The 17889-nt window shown below is 70.2% G+C and carries 16 protein-coding genes; 9 read left to right on the plus strand and 7 right to left on the minus strand.

From position 1 onward, the window contains the following. Window position 1: 1 nt before the first annotated feature. Entirely contained in the window at window positions 2–1018 is a 1017-nt protein-coding gene (gene zapE / locus ACE11G_RS09670) for a cell division protein ZapE (RefSeq protein WP_045537626.1), read from the minus strand. A gap of 35 nt (window positions 1019–1053) precedes the next feature. On the opposite strand from zapE, the gene ACE11G_RS09675 reads away from it, so the two are divergent. From ACE11G_RS09675 to msrB, 4 genes are read left to right on the plus strand one after another with little or no spacing between them, the layout of a single operon-like run. After that, window positions 1054–1806, plus strand: coding sequence for a dihydrofolate reductase family protein (locus tag ACE11G_RS09675; protein WP_375001982.1), 753 nt, complete (start codon window positions 1054–1056; stop codon window positions 1804–1806). Window positions 1807–1816: 10 nt separating this feature from the next. Continuing rightward, on the plus strand, window positions 1817–3403 hold the full coding sequence (locus ACE11G_RS09680; RefSeq protein WP_375001984.1) for an alpha/beta fold hydrolase: 1587 nt from the start codon (window positions 1817–1819) through the stop codon (window positions 3401–3403). Between the two features lie 25 nt (window positions 3404–3428). Further along, complete coding sequence (locus ACE11G_RS09685; RefSeq protein ID WP_375001986.1) at window positions 3429–4679, plus strand: glycosyltransferase family 87 protein; 1251 nt, start codon at window positions 3429–3431, stop codon at window positions 4677–4679. 17 nt (window positions 4680–4696) lie between these two features. Next, the gene (gene msrB / locus ACE11G_RS09690) at window positions 4697–5110 is read left to right on the plus strand and encodes a peptide-methionine (R)-S-oxide reductase MsrB (protein ID WP_006896356.1); all 414 of its coding nucleotides are present in this window, start codon (window positions 4697–4699) and stop codon (window positions 5108–5110) included. A gap of 24 nt (window positions 5111–5134) precedes the next feature. On the opposite strand, the gene hemQ is transcribed toward msrB, so the two are convergent. From hemQ to hemE, 3 genes are read right to left on the minus strand one after another with little or no spacing between them, the layout of a single operon-like run. Beyond that, window positions 5135–5830 carry a hydrogen peroxide-dependent heme synthase gene (hemQ, locus tag ACE11G_RS09695; RefSeq protein WP_006896355.1) on the minus strand — a complete coding sequence of 232 codons (696 nt, stop codon included), beginning with the start codon at window positions 5828–5830 and terminating at the stop codon, window positions 5135–5137. A gap of 37 nt (window positions 5831–5867) precedes the next feature. Further along, window positions 5868–7271: a protoporphyrinogen oxidase gene (gene hemG, locus ACE11G_RS09700; RefSeq protein ID WP_375001989.1), complete on the minus strand. Its 1404-nt coding sequence runs from the start codon at window positions 7269–7271 to the stop codon at window positions 5868–5870. Then, a complete protein-coding gene (hemE, locus tag ACE11G_RS09705; RefSeq protein ID WP_039867371.1) occupies window positions 7268–8296 on the minus strand; it encodes a uroporphyrinogen decarboxylase in 1029 nt (342 codons plus the stop codon). Before hemE ends, hemG begins: the two co-directional genes overlap by 4 nt. Window positions 8297–8520: 224 nt before the next feature. Between hemE and ACE11G_RS09710 the strand changes: the two genes are divergently transcribed. Together ACE11G_RS09710 and ACE11G_RS09715 are read left to right on the plus strand one after the other, a co-directional pair. Next, entirely contained in the window at window positions 8521–9162 is a 642-nt protein-coding gene (locus tag ACE11G_RS09710) for a DUF3000 domain-containing protein (protein ID WP_081598103.1), read from the plus strand. After that, window positions 9159–10436 (plus strand): ribonuclease D, encoded by a 1278-nt coding sequence (locus tag ACE11G_RS09715; protein WP_375001991.1) that lies wholly within the window; start codon window positions 9159–9161, stop codon window positions 10434–10436. Before ACE11G_RS09710 ends, ACE11G_RS09715 begins: the two co-directional genes overlap by 4 nt. A 13-nt stretch (window positions 10437–10449) precedes the next feature. On the opposite strand, the gene dxs is transcribed toward ACE11G_RS09715, so the two are convergent. From dxs to ACE11G_RS09730, 3 genes are all read right to left on the minus strand, one after another. After that, window positions 10450–12396 carry a 1-deoxy-D-xylulose-5-phosphate synthase gene (gene dxs / locus ACE11G_RS09720; protein ID WP_375001993.1) on the minus strand — a complete coding sequence of 649 codons (1947 nt, stop codon included), beginning with the start codon at window positions 12394–12396 and terminating at the stop codon, window positions 10450–10452. Window positions 12397–12508: 112 nt separating this feature from the next. After that, a complete protein-coding gene (locus tag ACE11G_RS09725; RefSeq protein WP_375001995.1) occupies window positions 12509–13795 on the minus strand; it encodes a class I SAM-dependent RNA methyltransferase in 1287 nt (428 codons plus the stop codon). Further along, on the minus strand, window positions 13792–15846 hold the full coding sequence (locus ACE11G_RS09730) for an APC family permease (protein WP_051999635.1): 2055 nt from the start codon (window positions 15844–15846) through the stop codon (window positions 13792–13794). Before ACE11G_RS09730 ends, ACE11G_RS09725 begins: the two co-directional genes overlap by 4 nt. A gap of 78 nt (window positions 15847–15924) precedes the next feature. Here ACE11G_RS09730 and ACE11G_RS09735 point away from each other — a divergent pair, with 78 nt between their 5' ends. From ACE11G_RS09735 to ACE11G_RS09745, 3 genes are all read left to right on the plus strand, one after another. Beyond that, on the plus strand, window positions 15925–16587 hold the full coding sequence (locus ACE11G_RS09735) for a TrkA family potassium uptake protein (RefSeq protein ID WP_039867369.1): 663 nt from the start codon (window positions 15925–15927) through the stop codon (window positions 16585–16587). Between the two features lie 2 nt (window positions 16588–16589). Further along, window positions 16590–17252: a TrkA family potassium uptake protein gene (locus tag ACE11G_RS09740; protein WP_045540236.1), complete on the plus strand. Its 663-nt coding sequence runs from the start codon at window positions 16590–16592 to the stop codon at window positions 17250–17252. Between the two features lie 132 nt (window positions 17253–17384). Continuing rightward, complete coding sequence (locus tag ACE11G_RS09745; protein WP_006896345.1) at window positions 17385–17888, plus strand: Rrf2 family transcriptional regulator; 504 nt, start codon at window positions 17385–17387, stop codon at window positions 17886–17888. The last annotated feature ends 1 nt before the right edge of the window (window position 17889 follow it).

Raw genomic sequence — 17889 nt, forward strand, 5'->3', positions numbered from 1 at the left:
CTCAGTCATTCGCCTCCGCGAATCGGGAGAGGGCCAGCAGCCGCGAGGTGGCGCGCAGATACTTCTTGCGGTAGCCGCCGGCCAGCATCTCCGGGGTGAACAGTTCGTCGAGCTTGACCCCGGAGATGCTCACCGGGATCTCCGCGTCGTACAACCGGTCGGCCAGCGCCACCAGGCGCAGTGCCACCGCCTGGTCCGGCGCGGGACGCACGTCGGAGATGCATACCAGCGACACGCCGTCGACCAGCGACTTGTACTTCGACGGGTGCAGCTTCGCCAGATGCGCGATCAGGTCGTCGAAGGTGTCGAGGGTCGCCCCGACGGTGTTCTCGGCCTGACGCTCGAGTTCCTCGTCGGACATCGGCTCCGGTGCGGGCGGAAGGTCGCGGTGCCGGTAGTCGGGACCGTCGACGCGGATGGTCTCGAAGATCGACGACAGCTTCTGGATCTCGCGCAGGAAGTCGCTCGCGGCGAACCGGCCTTCGCCGAGCTGTCCGGGCAGCGTGTTGGACGTGGCGACGATGGAGACGCCGCGGGCGGTGAGCTCGGTGAGCAGCCGCGAGACCACCATCGTGTCGCCCGGATCGTCGAGCTCGAACTCGTCGATGCAGAGGACGCTGTGTCCCGACAGCCGTTCCAGCGCGTCGATGTAACCGAGGGCGCCGACCACATTGGTGACCTCGCCGAACGTCGCGAACGCCTTGGGCCCCGGCATCGCGTGGTAGATCGACGCCAGCAGGTGCGTCTTGCCGACGCCGAAGCCGCCGTCGAGGTAGAGCCCGATCCCCTGGGGTGCGGCGGACTTGCGGAAGAAGCTCTTCTTTCCGCCGCTGCGGACCTTGGATGCGCGGGCGACGAAGTCGCGGGCGGCGTTCACCGCCGCGGTCTGGCTGGGCTCATCGGGGTCGGGGATGTACGAGTCGAAGCTCACCTCGTCGAACATCGTCGGCGGAACCATCTCGCCGATGAGTTGGTCGGGAGCCAGGACCGGATTCCGATCGCTAAGTCGTGCCAGCATTAGGCAAGGGTAACGACCGGCACCATGATGGACTCATGTTCATCCTGCAGAAAGCGACTGATGTCACAGCAGACGGACTGGCGCAGGTCTATTCTTTTCCGCCGTCCGGCGAACCGGTGGTCCGCGCCAACATGATCGCCAGCATCGACGGCGCCGCCACCGCGCAGGGTCGGTCGGGCGCGTTGGGATCCGACGGCGACCACACCGTCTTCCACCTGCAGCGCGCACTGGCCGACGCGATCGTCGTGGGTGCGCAGACCGCGGTCACGGAGGGGTACGGACCACCGGTCGTCGAGCCCCGTCACGCACCGGGCCGCGCCGCCCGCGGCCAGTCGGCCGCGCCGCTGCTGGTCCTCGCGTCGCGATCGCTGAACCTGCCCGCCGACTTCACCACGGCGCGGCACCCCGACGTCCTCATCGCCACGTGCAGCGACGCCCCGCGAGACGCGCGGCGCCGACTGCTCGACGCCGGCGCCACCGTGGTCGACTGCGGTGAGTCGTCGGTGCAGCCGCGGGCGGTGATCGACGAGCTCGCCCGGCGTGGGTTGCGGCATGTGCTGTGCGAGGGCGGTCCCCGGTTCCTCGCCGATCTCGCGGCCGCCGGTCTGCTCGACGAACTGGCGTTGACGGTCAGCCCCGCGCTAGTCGGCGGCGACGCACCCCGCATCGCGCACGGCACCGAGGTCCCCGCCCGGACGGCCGATTCCCTTCCCGGGCCGATGCGTCTGCGGCACATGCTCGGCGACGCCGAAGGGTATCTGTATCAACTGTGGGAGCGCGCCGACTAGGCTCGCGGTCATGCATTCACCCGGACGCCCGCGGACCGCTGGAGCATCGGCGGTCTCCCGGTTCGCCGCAGTCCTGACCGCGCTCATCCTGGCCGCGTCCGTCGGCGGCTGCGCGGTCGGTCCGGACACCGGTCCCGAGATCGTGCGCGGGGACGACGAGGGCGGGCAGGCGACCGGCGCACCGGAGCAGCCCGCCCTGCAGGCGCCGAAGAAGGACTTGAACTGGCGCCAGTGCGCGGGGTCGATCGCACAGAGGTACGGCGTCACCGTTCCCGACGGTGTGAAGCTCGACTGCGCGCGGCTGGACGTCCCGGTGGACCCGGCGCAGCAGTCGGGCACCACGATCAAGGTCGGCGTCGTCCGCGCCCGCACCGACGCCACGCCGGCCGGCGCCGTGCCGCTCGTGTTGACGAGCGGAGAGGACATGCCGAGTTCGCGGACCCTGCTGTCGTTCGCGACGGGCGCCGACCACGGCATCCTGGATCGCCGTCCGGTGATCGCCGTCGACCATCGCGGGATCGGCACGTCCGGTCTGATCGACTGCATGACCACCACGCAGCGCAGCGTCTACGACGACAACGGTGCGGGTGACGGACGCGATGTCGCGGCACGCGCCGAGAAACTGTCGGAGGCGGCGCGCGCGGCCGCCGACCAGTGCAACGACACGCTGACACCGGACCAGCTCGACTACTCGGCCGCGGCGGCGGGCGAAGACCTCGAGCAACTGCGCCAGCGCTGGGACGTCGACCGGCTCGCGATCCTGTCGGTCGGAACCGGGTCGTCGGTGGCCCTCGCGTTCGCCGCCGCGCACCCGGACCACGTCGGCCGGCTGATCCTCGACTCCCCGGTCGGCTACAACGTGTCCGCGAAGGCCGCCGCCCAGAGCCGCGCCCGTGGCCTGCAGGCCACCCTCACCGCGTTCACGCAGCGCTGTGCCGGGGCGGGCTGTTCGCTCGGCGCGGGCGGGGCTGCGGTCCTCGGCCGGCTGATGTCGTCGGGCGCGGGCGGACAGGAGGGCGCACTGTCAGACACACAGGTCCTCGACGCACTCACCACCGCGCTCGCGGTCGGCGACACCTCCCCGGACGGACTGCGCGAACTGAGTACGGCGCTCACCGCCGCCGACCGCGGCGACACGGGTGCCCTGCGCAAGCTCGCGGACCGGGCTCGCTCGCTCCGCCTGGCCGACGGCCAGATCGTGGCCCGCTGCAACGACATGCGCGGGCGTCCGGGCACCGACGAGATCCCCGCCCTCGCGCGCGACTGGAACGCGCAGAATCCGCTGACCGCCGGCACCACGGCACTCGATCTCGTCCGGTGCGACGGCTGGGGCGTCGCCGACTCGCCCGCCGCGCCGGAGCGCTTCGCGGTCGACCCGCTGGTGCTCGTCGGCCAGAACGATCCGATCAACGGCGCCGCCGCGGCCGACGATCTCACGCCGCTGATGCTGGCGGCCGACACGGCTCAGACCACCGTCTCGTGGGACGGTCTCGGCTACTCGGTGGCCGCCAATTCCACGTGCGCGGGCGACCTGATCGGCGAATATCTCGGCCCGGCTCCGCTGGGCGCGCCGAGCGAGCGCGCCTGTCCGGCCTGACACCGTGGTGTAGTACGGTGCGCGGGTGAACGTTGTAGAGCGCTACCTGTATCCGCGCGTGGAGTCGCAGCGGATCATCTCGCTGATTCTGTGGCCGATCTCGGTGATGATGATCATTCAGCGGTCGCTGATCCTCGGAGTCAACGGACACCGGACCGACGACTTCACGCCCGTCTACAACGCCGCGTTCAACTTCCTCAACCGGCTGCCGGTCTACAACGAGAACTACAGCACGGTCGATCCGCACTACCTGTACCCGCCGTCGGGCACCATGCTGATGGCGCCGCTCGCGGTTCTGAACCCGGAGTACTCCCGTTGGCTGTTCATCGCGGCGAGCGTGGTGGTGCTCATTCTCTGCGCCTACCTGTTGACCAGGATGTTCGGCTACTCCTTCGACTCCTGGGTGTTCCCGGCGCTCCTGCTCTTCTTCTTCAGCACCGAGACCGTGGCGCACACGCTGATCTTCACCAACTTCAACGGTTTCGTCCTGCTCGGGATGCTGGCGTTCATGATGCTGATGATGCGCAGACACGACCTGTGGGCCGGCGTCGCGATCGGTCTCACGCTCGCCGTCAAGCCGGTACTCGCGCCGCTGCTCCTGCTGGTGCTGCTGAACCGCCAGTGGAAGATCCTGATCACCGCGATCGGTGTGCCGCTGGTGCTGAATGTGTTGGCGTGGCCGTTGTCGAAGGACCCGATGGACTTCGTCCACCGCACCGTCCCGTACCTCGGCGAGTCGCGCGACTACTACAACAGCTCCATCACCGGCAACGCCGCCTACTTCGGCGTCGACTCCTGGCTGGCGTGGCTGCTGCGGGTCGCGTTCGTGGTGATGGCCGTCTTCTCGCTGTGGTTCCTCTACCGCTACTACCGCCGGAGCGACGAGTTGCTCTGGCTCGCGACCTCGTCGGGCGTTCTGCTCGGCACCACGTTCCTCGTGGGATCGCTGGGCCAGGGCTACTACTCGATGCTGCTGTTCCCGCTGCTGATGACCGTCTTCCAGACCGGCTCGACCATGCGGAACTGGCCGGCCTGGCTGGGCGTGTACGGCTGCATGACCTTCGACGTCTTCGACTCGAAGAAATGGGAACCGTTCGGCCGGTATCTCGAATACAACAAGGTTCCGCTCGGCTGGTCGCTGCTGATGATCTCGGTGTTCTGCGTGCTGCTGTTCCGCTACCTCGATCTGCGTGAAGCGGATGCGAGCGGCGGCTCCGTCGACGGGGGCTCGAGCGACGGCGGCTCGGTCCACGACGGGCCCGTCCCCGCCGCCTGAGCGCTACCCTGGACGGCATGACCGACCAGCCTGCCGACCTGTCCCAGCTCACCGACGAGCAGTGGCGTGAACGCCTCACTCCGCAGGAGTTCCACGTGCTGCGCGAAGCCGGCACCGAACGGCCCTTCGTCGGTGAGTACACCGACAAGACCGATGTCGGCGTCTACCGTTGCCGCGCCTGCGGCGCCGAACTGTTCCGGAGTACGACGAAGTTCGAGTCGCACTGCGGATGGCCGTCGTTCTTCTCCCCGCTCGCCGGCGACCGGATCATCGAGCGTGTCGACGACTCGCTGGGAATGACGCGGACCGAGGTGCTGTGCGCCAACTGCCACAGCCACCTCGGTCACGTCTTCGCCGGCGAGGGCTACGACACCCCGACCGACCTGCGCTATTGCATCAACTCCATCAGCCTCACCTTCGAGGCCGAGTGAACCCTGCCCGGCGCGCGGTCCCGATCAGGGCAGCGAGCGGGCCAGCTTGGCGGCGTCCACGCGCGGTCCGGTGAAGAACGGGATCTCCACGCGCACGTGGCGGCGCGCCTCGGTGGCGCGCAGGTCGCGCATCAGGTCGACGATCCGATGCAGTTCCGGCGCCTCGAAGGCCAGGATCCACTCGTAGTCGCCGAGCGCGAACGCCGGGACCGTGTTGGCCCGCACGTCCTTGTAGTCGCGCGCCTCCTTGCCGTGATCGGCGAGCATCTTGCGCCGGTCGGCGTCGGGCAGCAGGTACCAGTCGTACGACCGCACGAAGGGGTACACGCAGATGTACGCACCGGGCTCCTCGCCCGCGAGGAACGCCGGGATGTGGCTCTTGTTGAACTCCGCCGGACGGTGCAGCGCCGAGCCGCTCCAGAACGGGTCGGACGCCCGGCCCAGGACGGTGCTCCGGCGGAAGGTCGAGTAGGCGTCCTGCAACTGCTCGATGGTCTCCGCGTGCCACCAGAACATGAAGTCGGCGTCGCCGCGCATGCCGGCGATGTCGTAGATGCCGCGCACCACCACGCCCTTGTCGGCGACCTCGGCGAGGAAACGCTCGAGATCGGCGGCCACCTCGTCACGGTCCGCCGGCAGCTCGCCCGCCCGGACTTTGAAGACCGAGAACATCAGGTATCGGATGGTTGCATTCAGTTCGGCGTAATCCAGGCGACTCATGCCTCCATCGTGCCACCGGCCCGACTCGGGCGGAACGTCAGGTCCGCAGGTCGGCGGTGATTTCTCCCACGGCCGCATCCGCGGTGCCGATGCAGGCGGGCACTCCGACTCCGGCGTAACCGGACCCGGCGACCCCGATCCGGGAGGGCAGTCCGGCCACCGCCTCGCGGACTCGGGCGAGATGCCCCGGTGCGTAGTGCGGCAGTCCGTGCGGCCAGCGCTGCACCACCGCGTCGGCGACCTGGGGCGCGGGCAGTCCGGCGGCGGCGAAGACCGTGCCGAGGTCGGCGACCGAGGCGTCGACGAGTTCGGTGTCGCTCGCCGTCACCGGGTCGCCGAGCCGTCCGAACGAGGTCCGCAGCGTCCGCACGTCACCGTGTCGCAGATGCGGCCACTTCTGGCTGCTCAGCGTGATCGCCTTCAGCCGGAGGCCGGCGTCGGTCGCGACCAGTACGCCGGAATGCTCGGGCAGCGGGGTCGCGGCGGGCACCGCGAGAGCCACGACGGCCGAGCCCGCGGGTGCGACCTCGCCGAACACCGCGGCCGCGGCCGGAGCCGCCTCCGACAGGAGGCGGGCGGCCGTCCAGATCGGAACGGCGACGATCACCGCGTCGTACTCCACCGCCCGGGGCTCACCCGAACCGGCGACCAGCACCGCGGCGCCGTCGGCGATCGGCCGCAGCCCGACCACCTCGGTACCGAGTCTCAGGTCGGCGCCCGCGGCCTCGACCAGCGCGGACACCAGTTCCCGATATCCGCCGGCGAGCGCGCCGAACACCGGGCCCGTTCCCCCAGCGCCGGCGTCGAGCACGGTCCGAACGGCGGCGCTCAGCGACGCAGCGCCCGCGTCGAGGGCGCGAGCCAGTGCGGGCACGGCTTCGCGCAGTCCGAGCTGATCGGCGAGCGCCGAGTACACGCCGCCGAGCATCGGGTCCACCCCGCGCGCCACCACCGACCGTCCGTACCGCTCACCCACCAGCTCCCCCACCGACGGATCGGCTCCGGGAGTCCACTCCAGCGGAGTCCGCTCCTCGGCCGCCATCCGCTCCAGGTCGTCGGCGGCCGCGAGATCCGCGAACGGTGCCGGACCCGCCGGGATGCCCATCAGAGCCGGGGCCGGGAGGTCGTGCAGCGCTCCCCCGGACCAGATCGCCGGCCGCATCGGTCCCGGGGCCACCACGCGGTCGGCCAGACCGAGTTCGGTCACCAGCGCCAGTGCTTCGGGACGGCGCACGATGAACGCCTCGGCGCCGACGTCCACCGCGGTACCGCCGACGGTGCGGGTGCACAGCAGGCCGCCCGGCCGGTCAGCCGCGTCGTAGACGTCGATCCGCGCCTGTGCTCCGAGCTCGCGCCGCAGGCGGTGGGCGGCGGTCAGACCGGATACACCGGCCCCGATCACCGCGACCCGGTTCCGGTCCCCCGACCGCCCGCCGGTCACAGCGAGTGAATGAGCTCGACCGCGCGCGTCACCACGCCGGCGTCGGTGTTCGGCAAGACGCCGTGCCCGAGATTGAAGATGTGTCCCGGGGCGCCCGCGTCGACGGCTCGCCGTCCGGCCGCCACCACTCGATCGATCTCGCGCTCGAGGACCGCGTCGTCGCCGGCCAGCAGAACCGTCGGATCGAGGTTGCCCTGGACCGCGACGCGGTGCCCGACGCGGGCCGCGGCCTCGTCGAGCGGGATGCGCCAGTCGACGCCGATGACGTCGGCGCCCACGTCGGTCATCGAGCCGAGGATCTCTCCGGTGCCGACACCGAAGTGGATGCGCGGCACCCCGTACTCGGCGACCTCCGCCATCACTCGAGACGAGTGCGGCGCTACGAACTCCTCGTACGCTGCCTTCGACAGCGTTCCCGCCCAGGAGTCGAACAGCTGAACGGCGTCGACGCCGGCGTCGAGCTGGGCGCGCAGGAACGCGATGGTGATGTCGGTGAGCCGCCCCATCAGCGAATGCCACAGCTCCGGCTCGGCCAGCATCATCGCCTTGGTGTGCTCGTAGGTGCGGCTGGGTCCGCCCTCGATCAGATACGAGGCGAGGGTGAACGGTGCACCCGCGAAGCCGATCAGCGACTTCTCGTCCGCCAGTTCACCGAGGATCATGCCGATGGCCGCGGTCACGGCGCCGACCGAAGCGGGGTCCAGGCGCGGGATCGACGCCACATCACGCGCGGTCCGGATCGGCGAGGCGATGACCGGGCCCGTCCCGGCCACGATGTCCAGGTCGATCCCCGCAGCTCGCAGCGGGACCACGATGTCGGAGAACAGGATCGCTGCGTCGGTGTCGTGCCTGCGCACCGGCTGCATGGTGATCTCGGCCACCAGTTCCGGATCGAAGCAGGATTCGAGCATCCCGCGCCCGGCACGGATCTCGCGATACTCCGGCAGTGAACGGCCCGCCTGGCGCATGAACCACACGGGTCGGCGAGAAGGGGTGCCGCCCGTGGCGGCGGCGATCAACGGCATCCGGCCCGGCGAACGTCGGCCTCGAATCGAAGTCATACGGACAACTCTGCCATCATTGCCCGCGCCCGCCACCATCCGCGCACCGCCCGCGGCCTCCCTGTGCTCCGTCCGGGTGATATGCCGCACCCGTACCGGCGCCGGCGCGTGAGGCCGCTCACTTATCGTCGTTTCAGCTTGCGGCGCGCCTCCGCCAACTGGCAGGAGCGGGGGCCTAACCTGACGCCGTGACCACTTCTGGAGCCCCGAGCGAGCCCGCCGAATTCCGTGATGCGGTGGCTTCGCTCCACGACGCCGCCGTGCGCCGCGAGATCGAGATCGGCTCGATCCGCCCGCCGCAGCGCCTGGCGCCGTACAGCTACGCCCTCGGCGTCGAGGTCAGCCCGCCCGAGTCCGGCGATCCCGCGCTGGTCGCCGACGATTCCTCCGGCAGCGCCTTCGGCAGACTCGTCTTGCTGTACGACCCCGCAGGCCAGGAGGCGTGGAACGGAACCTTCCGGCTCGTCGCCTTCATTCAGGCCGAGGTGGAGGCCGCCCTCGCAGCCGATCCGCTGCTGCCGCAGGTGGCGTGGACGTGGCTGTCGGAGGCGCTCGGCGTCCCCGACGGCGCCACCGAATCCGATCCCCCGCTCGGGTCCGACGTACCGATGGTTCGGGCCCTCGGCGGCACGGTCACCGCCACCACGTCTGTGCGGTACGGCGACATCGCCGGCCCCCCGCAGGCCCACCAGCTCGAACTCCGCGCGTCGTGGACGGCCACCAGTCCCCGGCTCGCCGCACATCTCGAGGCATTCTGCGAGGTCCTCGCCTCGGCTGCGGGGCTGCCGCCGGCCGGGGTGACCGCGCTCGGCCCGGTCCAGTCCTCGTGACCGAAGCCTCGACCGGTTCGACCGGCGAACAGCCGCGGGTGGACCCGCGGGCCCAGCCCGAGCCGGCCGTCGCGCCCGACGTCACGCCACTCACTTCGCCGCGCGAGGGAGTCCCGCCGGTGCTCGCCACCGCGGACGAGTTCGCCGAAGCCGCACGCCGGCTGCGCGACGGCTCGGGCCCCATCGCGGTCGACACTGAGCGCGCCAGCGGCTACCGCTATTCGCAGCGCGCTTATCTGATCCAGCTCAGGCGCGCCGGATCGGGCAGCTTTCTGATCGATCCGATCGCGCACCCGGATGCACTGGAGCCGGTCATCGACGCCCTCGACGGGCCCGAGTGGATCCTGCACGCCGCCGACCAGGACCTGCCCTGCCTGCGCGAGCTCGGCTTCCGGACCGAGTCGTTGTTCGACACGGAGCTGGCGGGTCGGCTCCTCGACTTCCCGAAGGTCAATCTTGCGGCGATGGTCGCCGAATTCCTGCACCTCGGTCTCGCGAAAGGTCACGGCGCGGCCGACTGGTCGCGCCGACCGCTGCCGGCGGACTGGCTCAATTACGCCGCCCTGGACGTCGAGGTCCTCATCGAACTGCGCAACGCCGTCGCCGGCGCGCTGGACGAACGCGGCCGCGGCGAGTGGGCGGCTCAGGAGTTCGCCCACGTCCTCCGGCGCCCGCCCGCGCCGCCGCGCACCGACCGCTGGCGGCGGACGTCGAACATCCACAACCTGCGCACTCAGCGTCAACTCGCGGTGGTGCGCGAGCTCTGGACGGCGCGGGAGGAGATCGCGCAGCGCCGCGACATCGCGCCGGGCCGGGTGCTTCCCGACTCGGCCATCGTCACCGCGGCCACGGCGAATCCGACCGATACCGCGGCCCTGACCAGCCTCCCGGTGTTCGGCGGACCGCGCCAGCGGCGTCAGGCCGACCGCTGGATGCGCGCCATCCGGAAGGCCCAGCAACTGCCCGAGTCGGACCTGCCTGCCAAGAAGACTTCGCAGGTGGGACCGCCTCCCTACAACCGGTGGGAGCAGCGCAATCCGGAGGCCGCGGCCCGCGCCGGCGCCGTGCGTCCGGTGGTCCGGGCGATCGCGGAGGAGGTCGGCGTTCCGCAGGAGAACCTGATCTCCCCCGACCTGCTGCGCAACCTCTGCTGGGAGGGTCTGGGCCCGAGCGCCGGCGCCGACGAGTGGCTCGCCGAGCGCGGTGCCCGACCGTGGCAGCGGGCCCTGGTGGCCGCACCGATCGACGCGGCCCTGGACGCGATCCGGCCCTGAGCCGGCTCTGCGTCTACCCGCTCGCGGTGGTGACGGGCGCGTTCAGTTCCACCGGCTCCTCCGGTCCCACGAGGGACACGTACCCGGATCCGGTCGCGATCGAGTCGGCGATCACCGAGTCGGCGATCCCTGCGGGAGTGAGCCCGCAGTCGGCGAGGATCGCCTCGCGCGAAGCGTGTGCGATGAACTCCTGAGGCACTCCCCGACGATGGACGGGAACGTCGACGCCCGCCTGCTCCAGCGCCGACTCCACCGCGCTTCCGACACCCCCGCGCACGCCGCCGTCCTCGATGGTCACCACCGAGGTGTGCGTGCGGGCCAGGTCGGCGATCGATGCGGGGACGGGCAGCGCCCAGCGCGGGTCGACCACGGTGGCGGGAATACCGCGGGCGGCCAGGAGTTCCGCCGCCCCGATGCCGATCTCCGCCATTCCGCCGACGGCGACGATGAGGACCCCGCCCGGCTCGGCGGCCTCCACGAGAACGTCGACGCCGTCGCCGAGCCGCCGTACCGCCGGAATGTCGTCGGGCACGCGGCCCTTGCCGAAGCGCACCGCCGAGGGACCGTCGCCGATATCGAGGGCCTCGGCGAGTTCCTCGCGCAGCCGGACGGCGTCGCGCGGAGCTGCCACGCGCATCCCCGGAACGATCGCCAGCAGCGACAGGTCCCACATCCCGTGGTGGCTCGGTCCGTCCGGACCGGTGATGCCGGACCTGTCGAGCACCACCGTGACCGGCAGCTTGAGCAGCGCGACGTCCATCAGCAGTTGATCGAAGGCACGGTTCAGAAAGGTCGAGTAGATGGCGAGGACCGGATGCATGCCGCCGAGCGCCAACCCGGCCGCCGACGTCATGCCGTGCTGTTCGGCGATCCCGACGTCGAACATCCGCTCCGGGTACCGCTCACCGAACGCGGCGAGCCCGGTGGGACCGGGCATCGCGGCGGTGATCGCCACCACCTCGGGTCGGCGGGCGGCCTCGCGCACGAGCGTCTCCGAGAACACCGAGGTCCAGTCGACCGGCGATTCGGCGAGCGCCCGGCCGGTGAGCGGGTCGATCTTTCCGGTGGAGTGCATCTGCTCGGCCTCGTCGTTCTCGGCCGGGGCGTAGCCGTTTCCCTTCCGGGTCACGGCGTGAACGATCACCGGACCGCCGAAGGCCTTGGCCCGCCGCAGCGCGGCCTCCATCTCGGCCAGGTCGTGCCCGTCGACCGGGCCGACGTACTTGATCCCGAGGTCGGCGAACATCGCCTGCGGCGAGACCAGGTCCTTTACCCCGCTCTTCATCCCGTGCAGCACCGCGTACGCGGCGTCGCCGACCATCGGGACGCTCTTGAGGGTGCGCCGGCCCGTCTCCAGGAAGCGCTCGTAACCGGGCTGCAGCCGCAACGCAGAGAGATTGCGTGCCAATCCGCCGATCGTGGGCGCGTACGACCGCCCGTTGTCGTTGACGACGATCACCACCGAGCGGTCGCTGTCGGCGATGTTGTTCAGCGCCTCCCAGCACATGCCGCCCGTGAGCGCGCCGTCACCGACCACCGCGACCACGGTGCGGTCCTCGCCGCGCAGGGCGAAGGCCTTGCTGAGACCGTCGGCGTTCGACAGCGCCGCCGAGGCGTGCGAGGACTCGATCCAGTCGTGCGGGCTCTCGGTGCGGTCCTGGTACCCGGTGAGCCCGCCCTGCTCCCGCAGGGTGTCGAATCGATCCTTGCGCCCGGTGACGATCTTGTGGACGTAGCACTGGTGCCCGGTGTCGAACAGGATCGGGTCGGTCGGCGAGTCGAAGACCCGGTGGATCGCGAGGGTCAGTTCCACCACGCCGAGGTTGGGGCCCAGGTGTCCCCCGGTGGCCGCGACCTTCTGAATCAGGAACTGCCGGATGTCGTCGGCCAGCTCCGCCAGTTCCTCTGGCGAGCACGCACGTACGTCTGCCGGTGAGTCCACCCGATCCAGCACGCCCATCCGTAGTCCTCCTTCGCAGCCGCGACCGCCCGAGCGGCGTCGCATCAGACCCAGTCTACGGACTCGGGGTCTGAGCCCGGGATCACAGGACGCCGCAGAGTCACCGAGCCCCTCACCGCGTGAGAACGGCGACCGCCTCGATGTGATGGGTCAGCGGGAAGGCGTCGAAGGCCCGCCAGCCGCGCACCCGGTATCCGTGGACCGCGTACCGGCCCAGGTCGCGCGCGAAGGAGGCCGCGTCGCATCCCACGTGCACCACCGCCTCCGGACCCGCGGCGGCGACGCCGTCCACCACCGACAGTCCGGCCCCGGCACGCGGCGGGTCGCTGACCACCACCTGCGGTGACCGCAGGCCGGCGAGGGACTCGGCGACGCCGCCCCGATGAGTGGTCACCGGATCGGCGCCGAAGACCGCGGCGGCGGCGGCGAGCGCGCTCGGATCGGTGTCGACCAGGTCGACGGATGCGACGTCGAGTCCGCGGCTCGGCCCAGCGTCGATCAGCGCCGCACTGAAGACGCCCGCCCCGCCGTACAGGTCCCACGCGTGAACCGTCCCCGCGACGCCCGCCTCGGCGAGCAGATCGACCACGGCGGCCGAGTACACCTCGGGAGCATTGCGATGTGCCTGCCAGAAGCCGGTCACCGGTATCCGCCAACTCCGGTCGCCGACGCGGTGGGTCACCGAACCGTCACCGACCAGCATGCGCAGCTCTCGGGGCGCACTGCGGGCCCCGCGCGATCGCTGGGCCCGGCGTCGGGCGGCGTCGCCGCGACGGCGTCCGCGCACATCGCCTTCCCGGGGCGCGGCGAGCTCACCCGCATGCCGCACGCCGTCGGTGCCCGCCATCAGCACGATCTCCGTCCCCGGCCGAGCACCGAGGCCGTCCACCTGCTCGAGCAGTCCCGCGACGGGTGCGACGCACGGCTCGGTGACGATCTCGGCCGACCGGCGTCCACGCAGGCCCGCCCGCCCGTCTCGGCCCACCGCGAGCCGCGTCCGGATCCGCCAGCCGGTGGACGCTCCGCTGAGTGGCTCCACGTCCGGGGGCGGCAGTTCGTCGAGGTCGAATCGGCCGATCCGGCGGAGGACGTCGGCGAGGGCGTCCGCGCCCAGCCTCCTCGCGTACGCCGGCTCGACGAAGGCGAGATCGCAGCAGCCGGCGCCGGCCGCCGCGGCCGGACAGCGAGGAGCCACGCGATGCGCGGACGGGGTGAGGACTTCCTCCACCGCCGCCTTGGCATAGCTGCTGCGCGAGTCGTCGGTGATCCGGGCGCGTACCCGCTCGCCGGGCAGGGCGCCGTCGACGAAGACCACGCGACCGTCCGACCGCGCGATGCCGGCGCCGCCGTTGGCGTACGCGGTGACCTCGAGGGTGAGCGGGCCGCCGGGGCGGCTCACCGGGTTCCGCCGTCCGAGGGGGAACCGGATCCGGGCCGCGGTTGCTCGTTGGCCGAGAACCCCCGGCGGGCGTCGCCGGGTGCGTGGTAATTGTGCTCCGCCCGCCGGGCCCGGTTCTCCGAGGAGTTCAGCTGCCACGGAACGGAGGTCACCATCACCCCGGGCTCGAACAGCAGGCGGCTCTTGAGGCGCAGTGCGGACTGGTTGTGCAGGATCTGCTCCCACCAGTGTCCGACCACGTATTCGGGGATGAAGACGGTGATGACGTCGCGCGGCGACTCGCGTCGCACGCGCCGCACGTAGTTGATGATCGGACGCGTGATCTCGCGGTAGGGCGACGCCAGCACCTTGAGCGGCACCGTGATGTCGCTCTCCTCCCACTCGCTGACGAGAGTGCGAGTGTCACGGTCGTCGACGTTGACGGTCACCGCCTCGATGGTGTCGGGGCGCGTCGCCCGGGCGTAGCGCAGCGCGCGCCGCGTCGGCAGGTGCAGCGTGGACACCAGGATCACGGCGTGGCTGCGGCTCGGCAGCACCTCGTCGGACTGGTCGGTGGCCTCGAGCTCCTCGACGATCCCCGAGTAGTGGCGATGGATCAGCTTCATCAGGCAGAACAGCACCACCATCGCCAGAATCGCCATCCACGCGCCGGCGGTGAACTTGGTCAGCAGCACCACCACCAGCACCGTCCCGGTCATCACCATGCCGATCGCGTTGATGACGCGCGAGCGCCGCATCCGCGAGCGCGCATCGGGATCGCTCTCGGTCTTGAGGTGGCGGGTCCAGTGCCGGACCATGCCGGTCTGACTGAGGGTGAAGGAGACGAAGACGCCGACGATGTACAGCTGGATCAGCGACGTGACCTCGGCTCCGAAGGCGACGACGAAGGCGATCGCGGCCAGTGCCAGGAAGACGATGCCGTTCGAGAACGCCAGGCGGTCGCCGCGGGTGTGCAGCTGACGCGGGAGGTACCGGTCCTGCGCGAGCACCGAGCCGAGCACCGGGAAACCGTTGAACGCGGTGTTGGCCGCGAGCAACAGGATCAGGGCGGTGACGACGGCGATGAAGTAGAAGCCAGGCGGGAAACCACGGAAGACGGCCTCGGCGAGCTGCGCGAGGATCGACTTCTGCTGGTAGCCGTCGGGCAGACCGCTCAGATCCTTCGCCGGATCGAGGACGTACTTCGCGCCGATCTTCTGAGCGAGCATCACGATGCCCAGCAGCAGTGCGATCGAGAAGGAGCCGAGCAGCAGCAGGGTGGTCGCGGCGTTCCTCGACTTCGGCTTCCGGAACGCGGGCACACCGTTGCTGATCGCCTCCACACCGGTCAGCGCGGCGCAGCCGGACGAGAACGACCGCGCGACGAGGAAGGCCATCGCCAGCCCCATCAGGTGTGGTTGTTCGGCGACGATCCCGAATCCCGAGGTCTCGGCCTCGACGGTGTCGCCGAGGATGAAGATCTTCACCGCTCCCCACCCGAGCATCAACAGCACGCCGACGATGAACGCATACGTCGGAATCGCGAGGACCGCACCGGATTCCTTGATACCGCGCAGGTTCACCGCGGCCAGCAGCGCGATGCCGAGGACGCAGAACCACACCTTGTGCTCGTGCACCAGCGGTACCGCCGAACCGATGTTCTCCGCGGCCGAAGTCACCGACACGGCGACGGTCAGCACGTAGTCCACCAGGAGGGCGGACGCGACCGTCAGACCGGCGTTGGAGCCCAGGTTGACGGTGGCCACCTCGTAGTCGCCGCCGCCGGAAGGATAGGCGTGGACGTTCTGCCGGTAGCTGGCGACCACCACCACCATGACGGCCGCCACGGCCACCGCCACCCACGGAGCGAGGGTGTACGCGCTGATACCGGCGATCGACAGGACCAGGAAGATCTCCTGCGGCGCGTAGGCCACCGACGACATCGCGTCAGAGGCGAACACCGGCAGCGCGATCCGTTTCGGGAGCAGCGTGTGACCGAGCCGATCACTGCGAAACGGACGCCCGAGGACCAGCCTCTTGGTGGCTACCGACACCTTTGACATCGTGGACACTCCGCAACATTAAGGCCCGAGGTCGCCCTCGCAACACCAGGGTGCGAATTCAATCGCGGCACAGTAACCTCGATCACCGTGCGCGTAATCATCATGGGTTGCGGCCGAGTGGGATCCGCCCTGGCAGGGGCGATGTCCGGACTCGGCCACGACGTCGTCGTCATCGACCGAGACGAGACGGCCTTCCGTCGTCTCGGCGAGGACTTCCGGGGCCGGAGAGTCTGCGGCGTCGGATTCGACCGGGACGTCCTCAAGGACGCAGGCATCGAGGACTGCGACGCCTTCGCCGCGGTGTCCTCGGGCGACAACTCCAACATCATCGCCGCGCGGGTCGCGCGGGAGACCTTCGACGTCGACCGCGTCGTCGCCCGCATCTACGATGCGAAGCGCGCCGCGGTGTACGAGCGTTTGGGCATCCCGACGGTCGCGACCGTCCCGTGGACCACCCAGCGATTCGTCGCCGCCCTCGGCGAGACCTCCAGCACGCCGGTCTGGACCGATCCGTCGGGCTCGGTGGTGATGGCCGTTCTGGACTTCCACGAATCGTGGGTCGGCACCGACGCAGGCAAGTTCCAGGAACTGACCGGTGCGCGGGTCGCGTTCCTGTCGCGGATGGGCAACACCGTGCTGCCCGATCCGCGGACCGTGATTCAGGACGACGACGTGCTCTACGTCGCGACCCTCGCCTCCAATGTCGACAACGCGCGCGCCGTCGCCGGCGCCGAGATGCCCCGGGAGTAACTGTGAAAGTCGCCATCGCCGGAGCCGGGGCCGTCGGCCGGGCCATCGCCCGCGAACTGCTCGTGAACGATCACGACGTGACGCTGTTCGAACGGAACCGCACGCACATCGATCCGGTCGCGGTACCCGGGGCCGACTGGGTGCACGCCGACGCGTGCGAACTGTCGGACCTGGAGCTGGCGCAGCTGCAGACATACGACGTGATGATCGCGGCCACGGGAGATGACAAGGCGAATCTGGTGGTGAGCCTGCTCGCGACGACGGAGTTCGCCGTGAACCGGGTGGTCGCCCGCGTCAACGATCCGCGCAATGAGTGGCTCTTCAATGAGGACTGGGGCGTCGACGTCGCCGTCTCGACACCGCGGATGCTGGCCTCGCTGGTCGAAGAGGCGGTGACCGTCGGCGATCTGGTGCGGGTGATGACCTTCCGCCAGGGCCAGGCCAACCTCGTCGAGCTGACCCTGCCGAACGACACCCCGCTCGCGGGGAAGGCGGTGCGGCGCCTGCAGCTCCCGCACGACGTCGCGCTGGTGGCGATCATCCGCGGCCGGCGAGTGATCGTGCCCGAGTCGGACGACTCTCTCGAGGGCGGCGACGAGCTGGTGTTCATCGCACCGGAGGAAGCCGAAGAAGAGCTCCACCGGACGATCAAGTCACCCATTTAACTCCTACACGCTGTAGTAGCGGTAGGGACTTTCGTCCCCGTCTCGAAGGCCGAAATTACCTGTTTCCGCAGGTCATGAGAGGTCCGACACATTAATTGGAGTCCCGGGTTCCAATTATGTTCTGATCGATTCATGCAGCTGACACGGTTCACCGACATCGGCCTGCGGGTCGTCATGGCGCTGACCGCCGACCCGGATGCCAGCCACACCTCCAAGCAGATCGCGGCCGATCTGCAGCTGAGCTACACGCACGTGGCCAAGGTGGTCAGTCGACTGGCCGAACTCGGCGTGGTGCACTCGCGCCGCGGCCGCTCCGGCGGCCTGGGCATCACCGAGCTCGGCAGGCGAGCAGGCGTCGGCTGGCTCGCCCGTCATCTCGAGGGCGATGCCGAAGTCGTCGACTGCGAAGGCCCCGCACCGTGTCCCCTGCGCAACGCCTGCCGTCTGCGCCGCGCACTCGCGACCGCCCAGGAGGCGTTCTACACCAGCCTCGATCGGCTCAGCGTCGAAGACCTGATCGCCGATCCGACCGGAGCCCAGCTGCTGACGCTGCTGCCGACTCTCCGGTCCACCGATACCCCGCCGACCACGACCACCGTGGATGCGGCGGCTCCCGATTCAATCGCAGCGAAGTGAG

It is taken from the genome of Gordonia sp. PS3, from assembly GCF_041950545.1.
Lineage (GTDB): Bacteria > Actinomycetota > Actinomycetes > Mycobacteriales > Mycobacteriaceae > Gordonia > Gordonia sihwensis.

Bases quoted from the DNA above. Each gene is read 5' to 3' on its own strand.
- ACE11G_RS09680 (WP_375001984.1), top strand. From the start codon at position 1,817: ATGCATTCACCCGGACGCCCGCGGACCGCTGGAGCATCGGCGGTCTCC.
- dxs (WP_375001993.1), bottom strand. From the start codon at position 12,396: ATGGGCGTGCTGGATCGGGTGGACTCACCGGCAGACGTACGTGCGTGC.
- zapE (WP_045537626.1), bottom strand. From the start codon at position 1,018: ATGCTGGCACGACTTAGCGATCGGAATCCGGTCCTGGCTCCCGACCAA.
- hemE (WP_039867371.1), bottom strand. From the start codon at position 8,296: ATGCCGTTGATCGCCGCCGCCACGGGCGGCACCCCTTCTCGCCGACCC.
- hemQ (WP_006896355.1), bottom strand. From the start codon at position 5,830: ATGAGTCGCCTGGATTACGCCGAACTGAATGCAACCATCCGATACCTG.
- ACE11G_RS09675 (WP_375001982.1), top strand. From the start codon at position 1,054: ATGTTCATCCTGCAGAAAGCGACTGATGTCACAGCAGACGGACTGGCG.
- msrB (WP_006896356.1), top strand. From the start codon at position 4,697: ATGACCGACCAGCCTGCCGACCTGTCCCAGCTCACCGACGAGCAGTGG.
- ACE11G_RS09745 (WP_006896345.1), top strand. From the start codon at position 17,385: ATGCAGCTGACACGGTTCACCGACATCGGCCTGCGGGTCGTCATGGCG.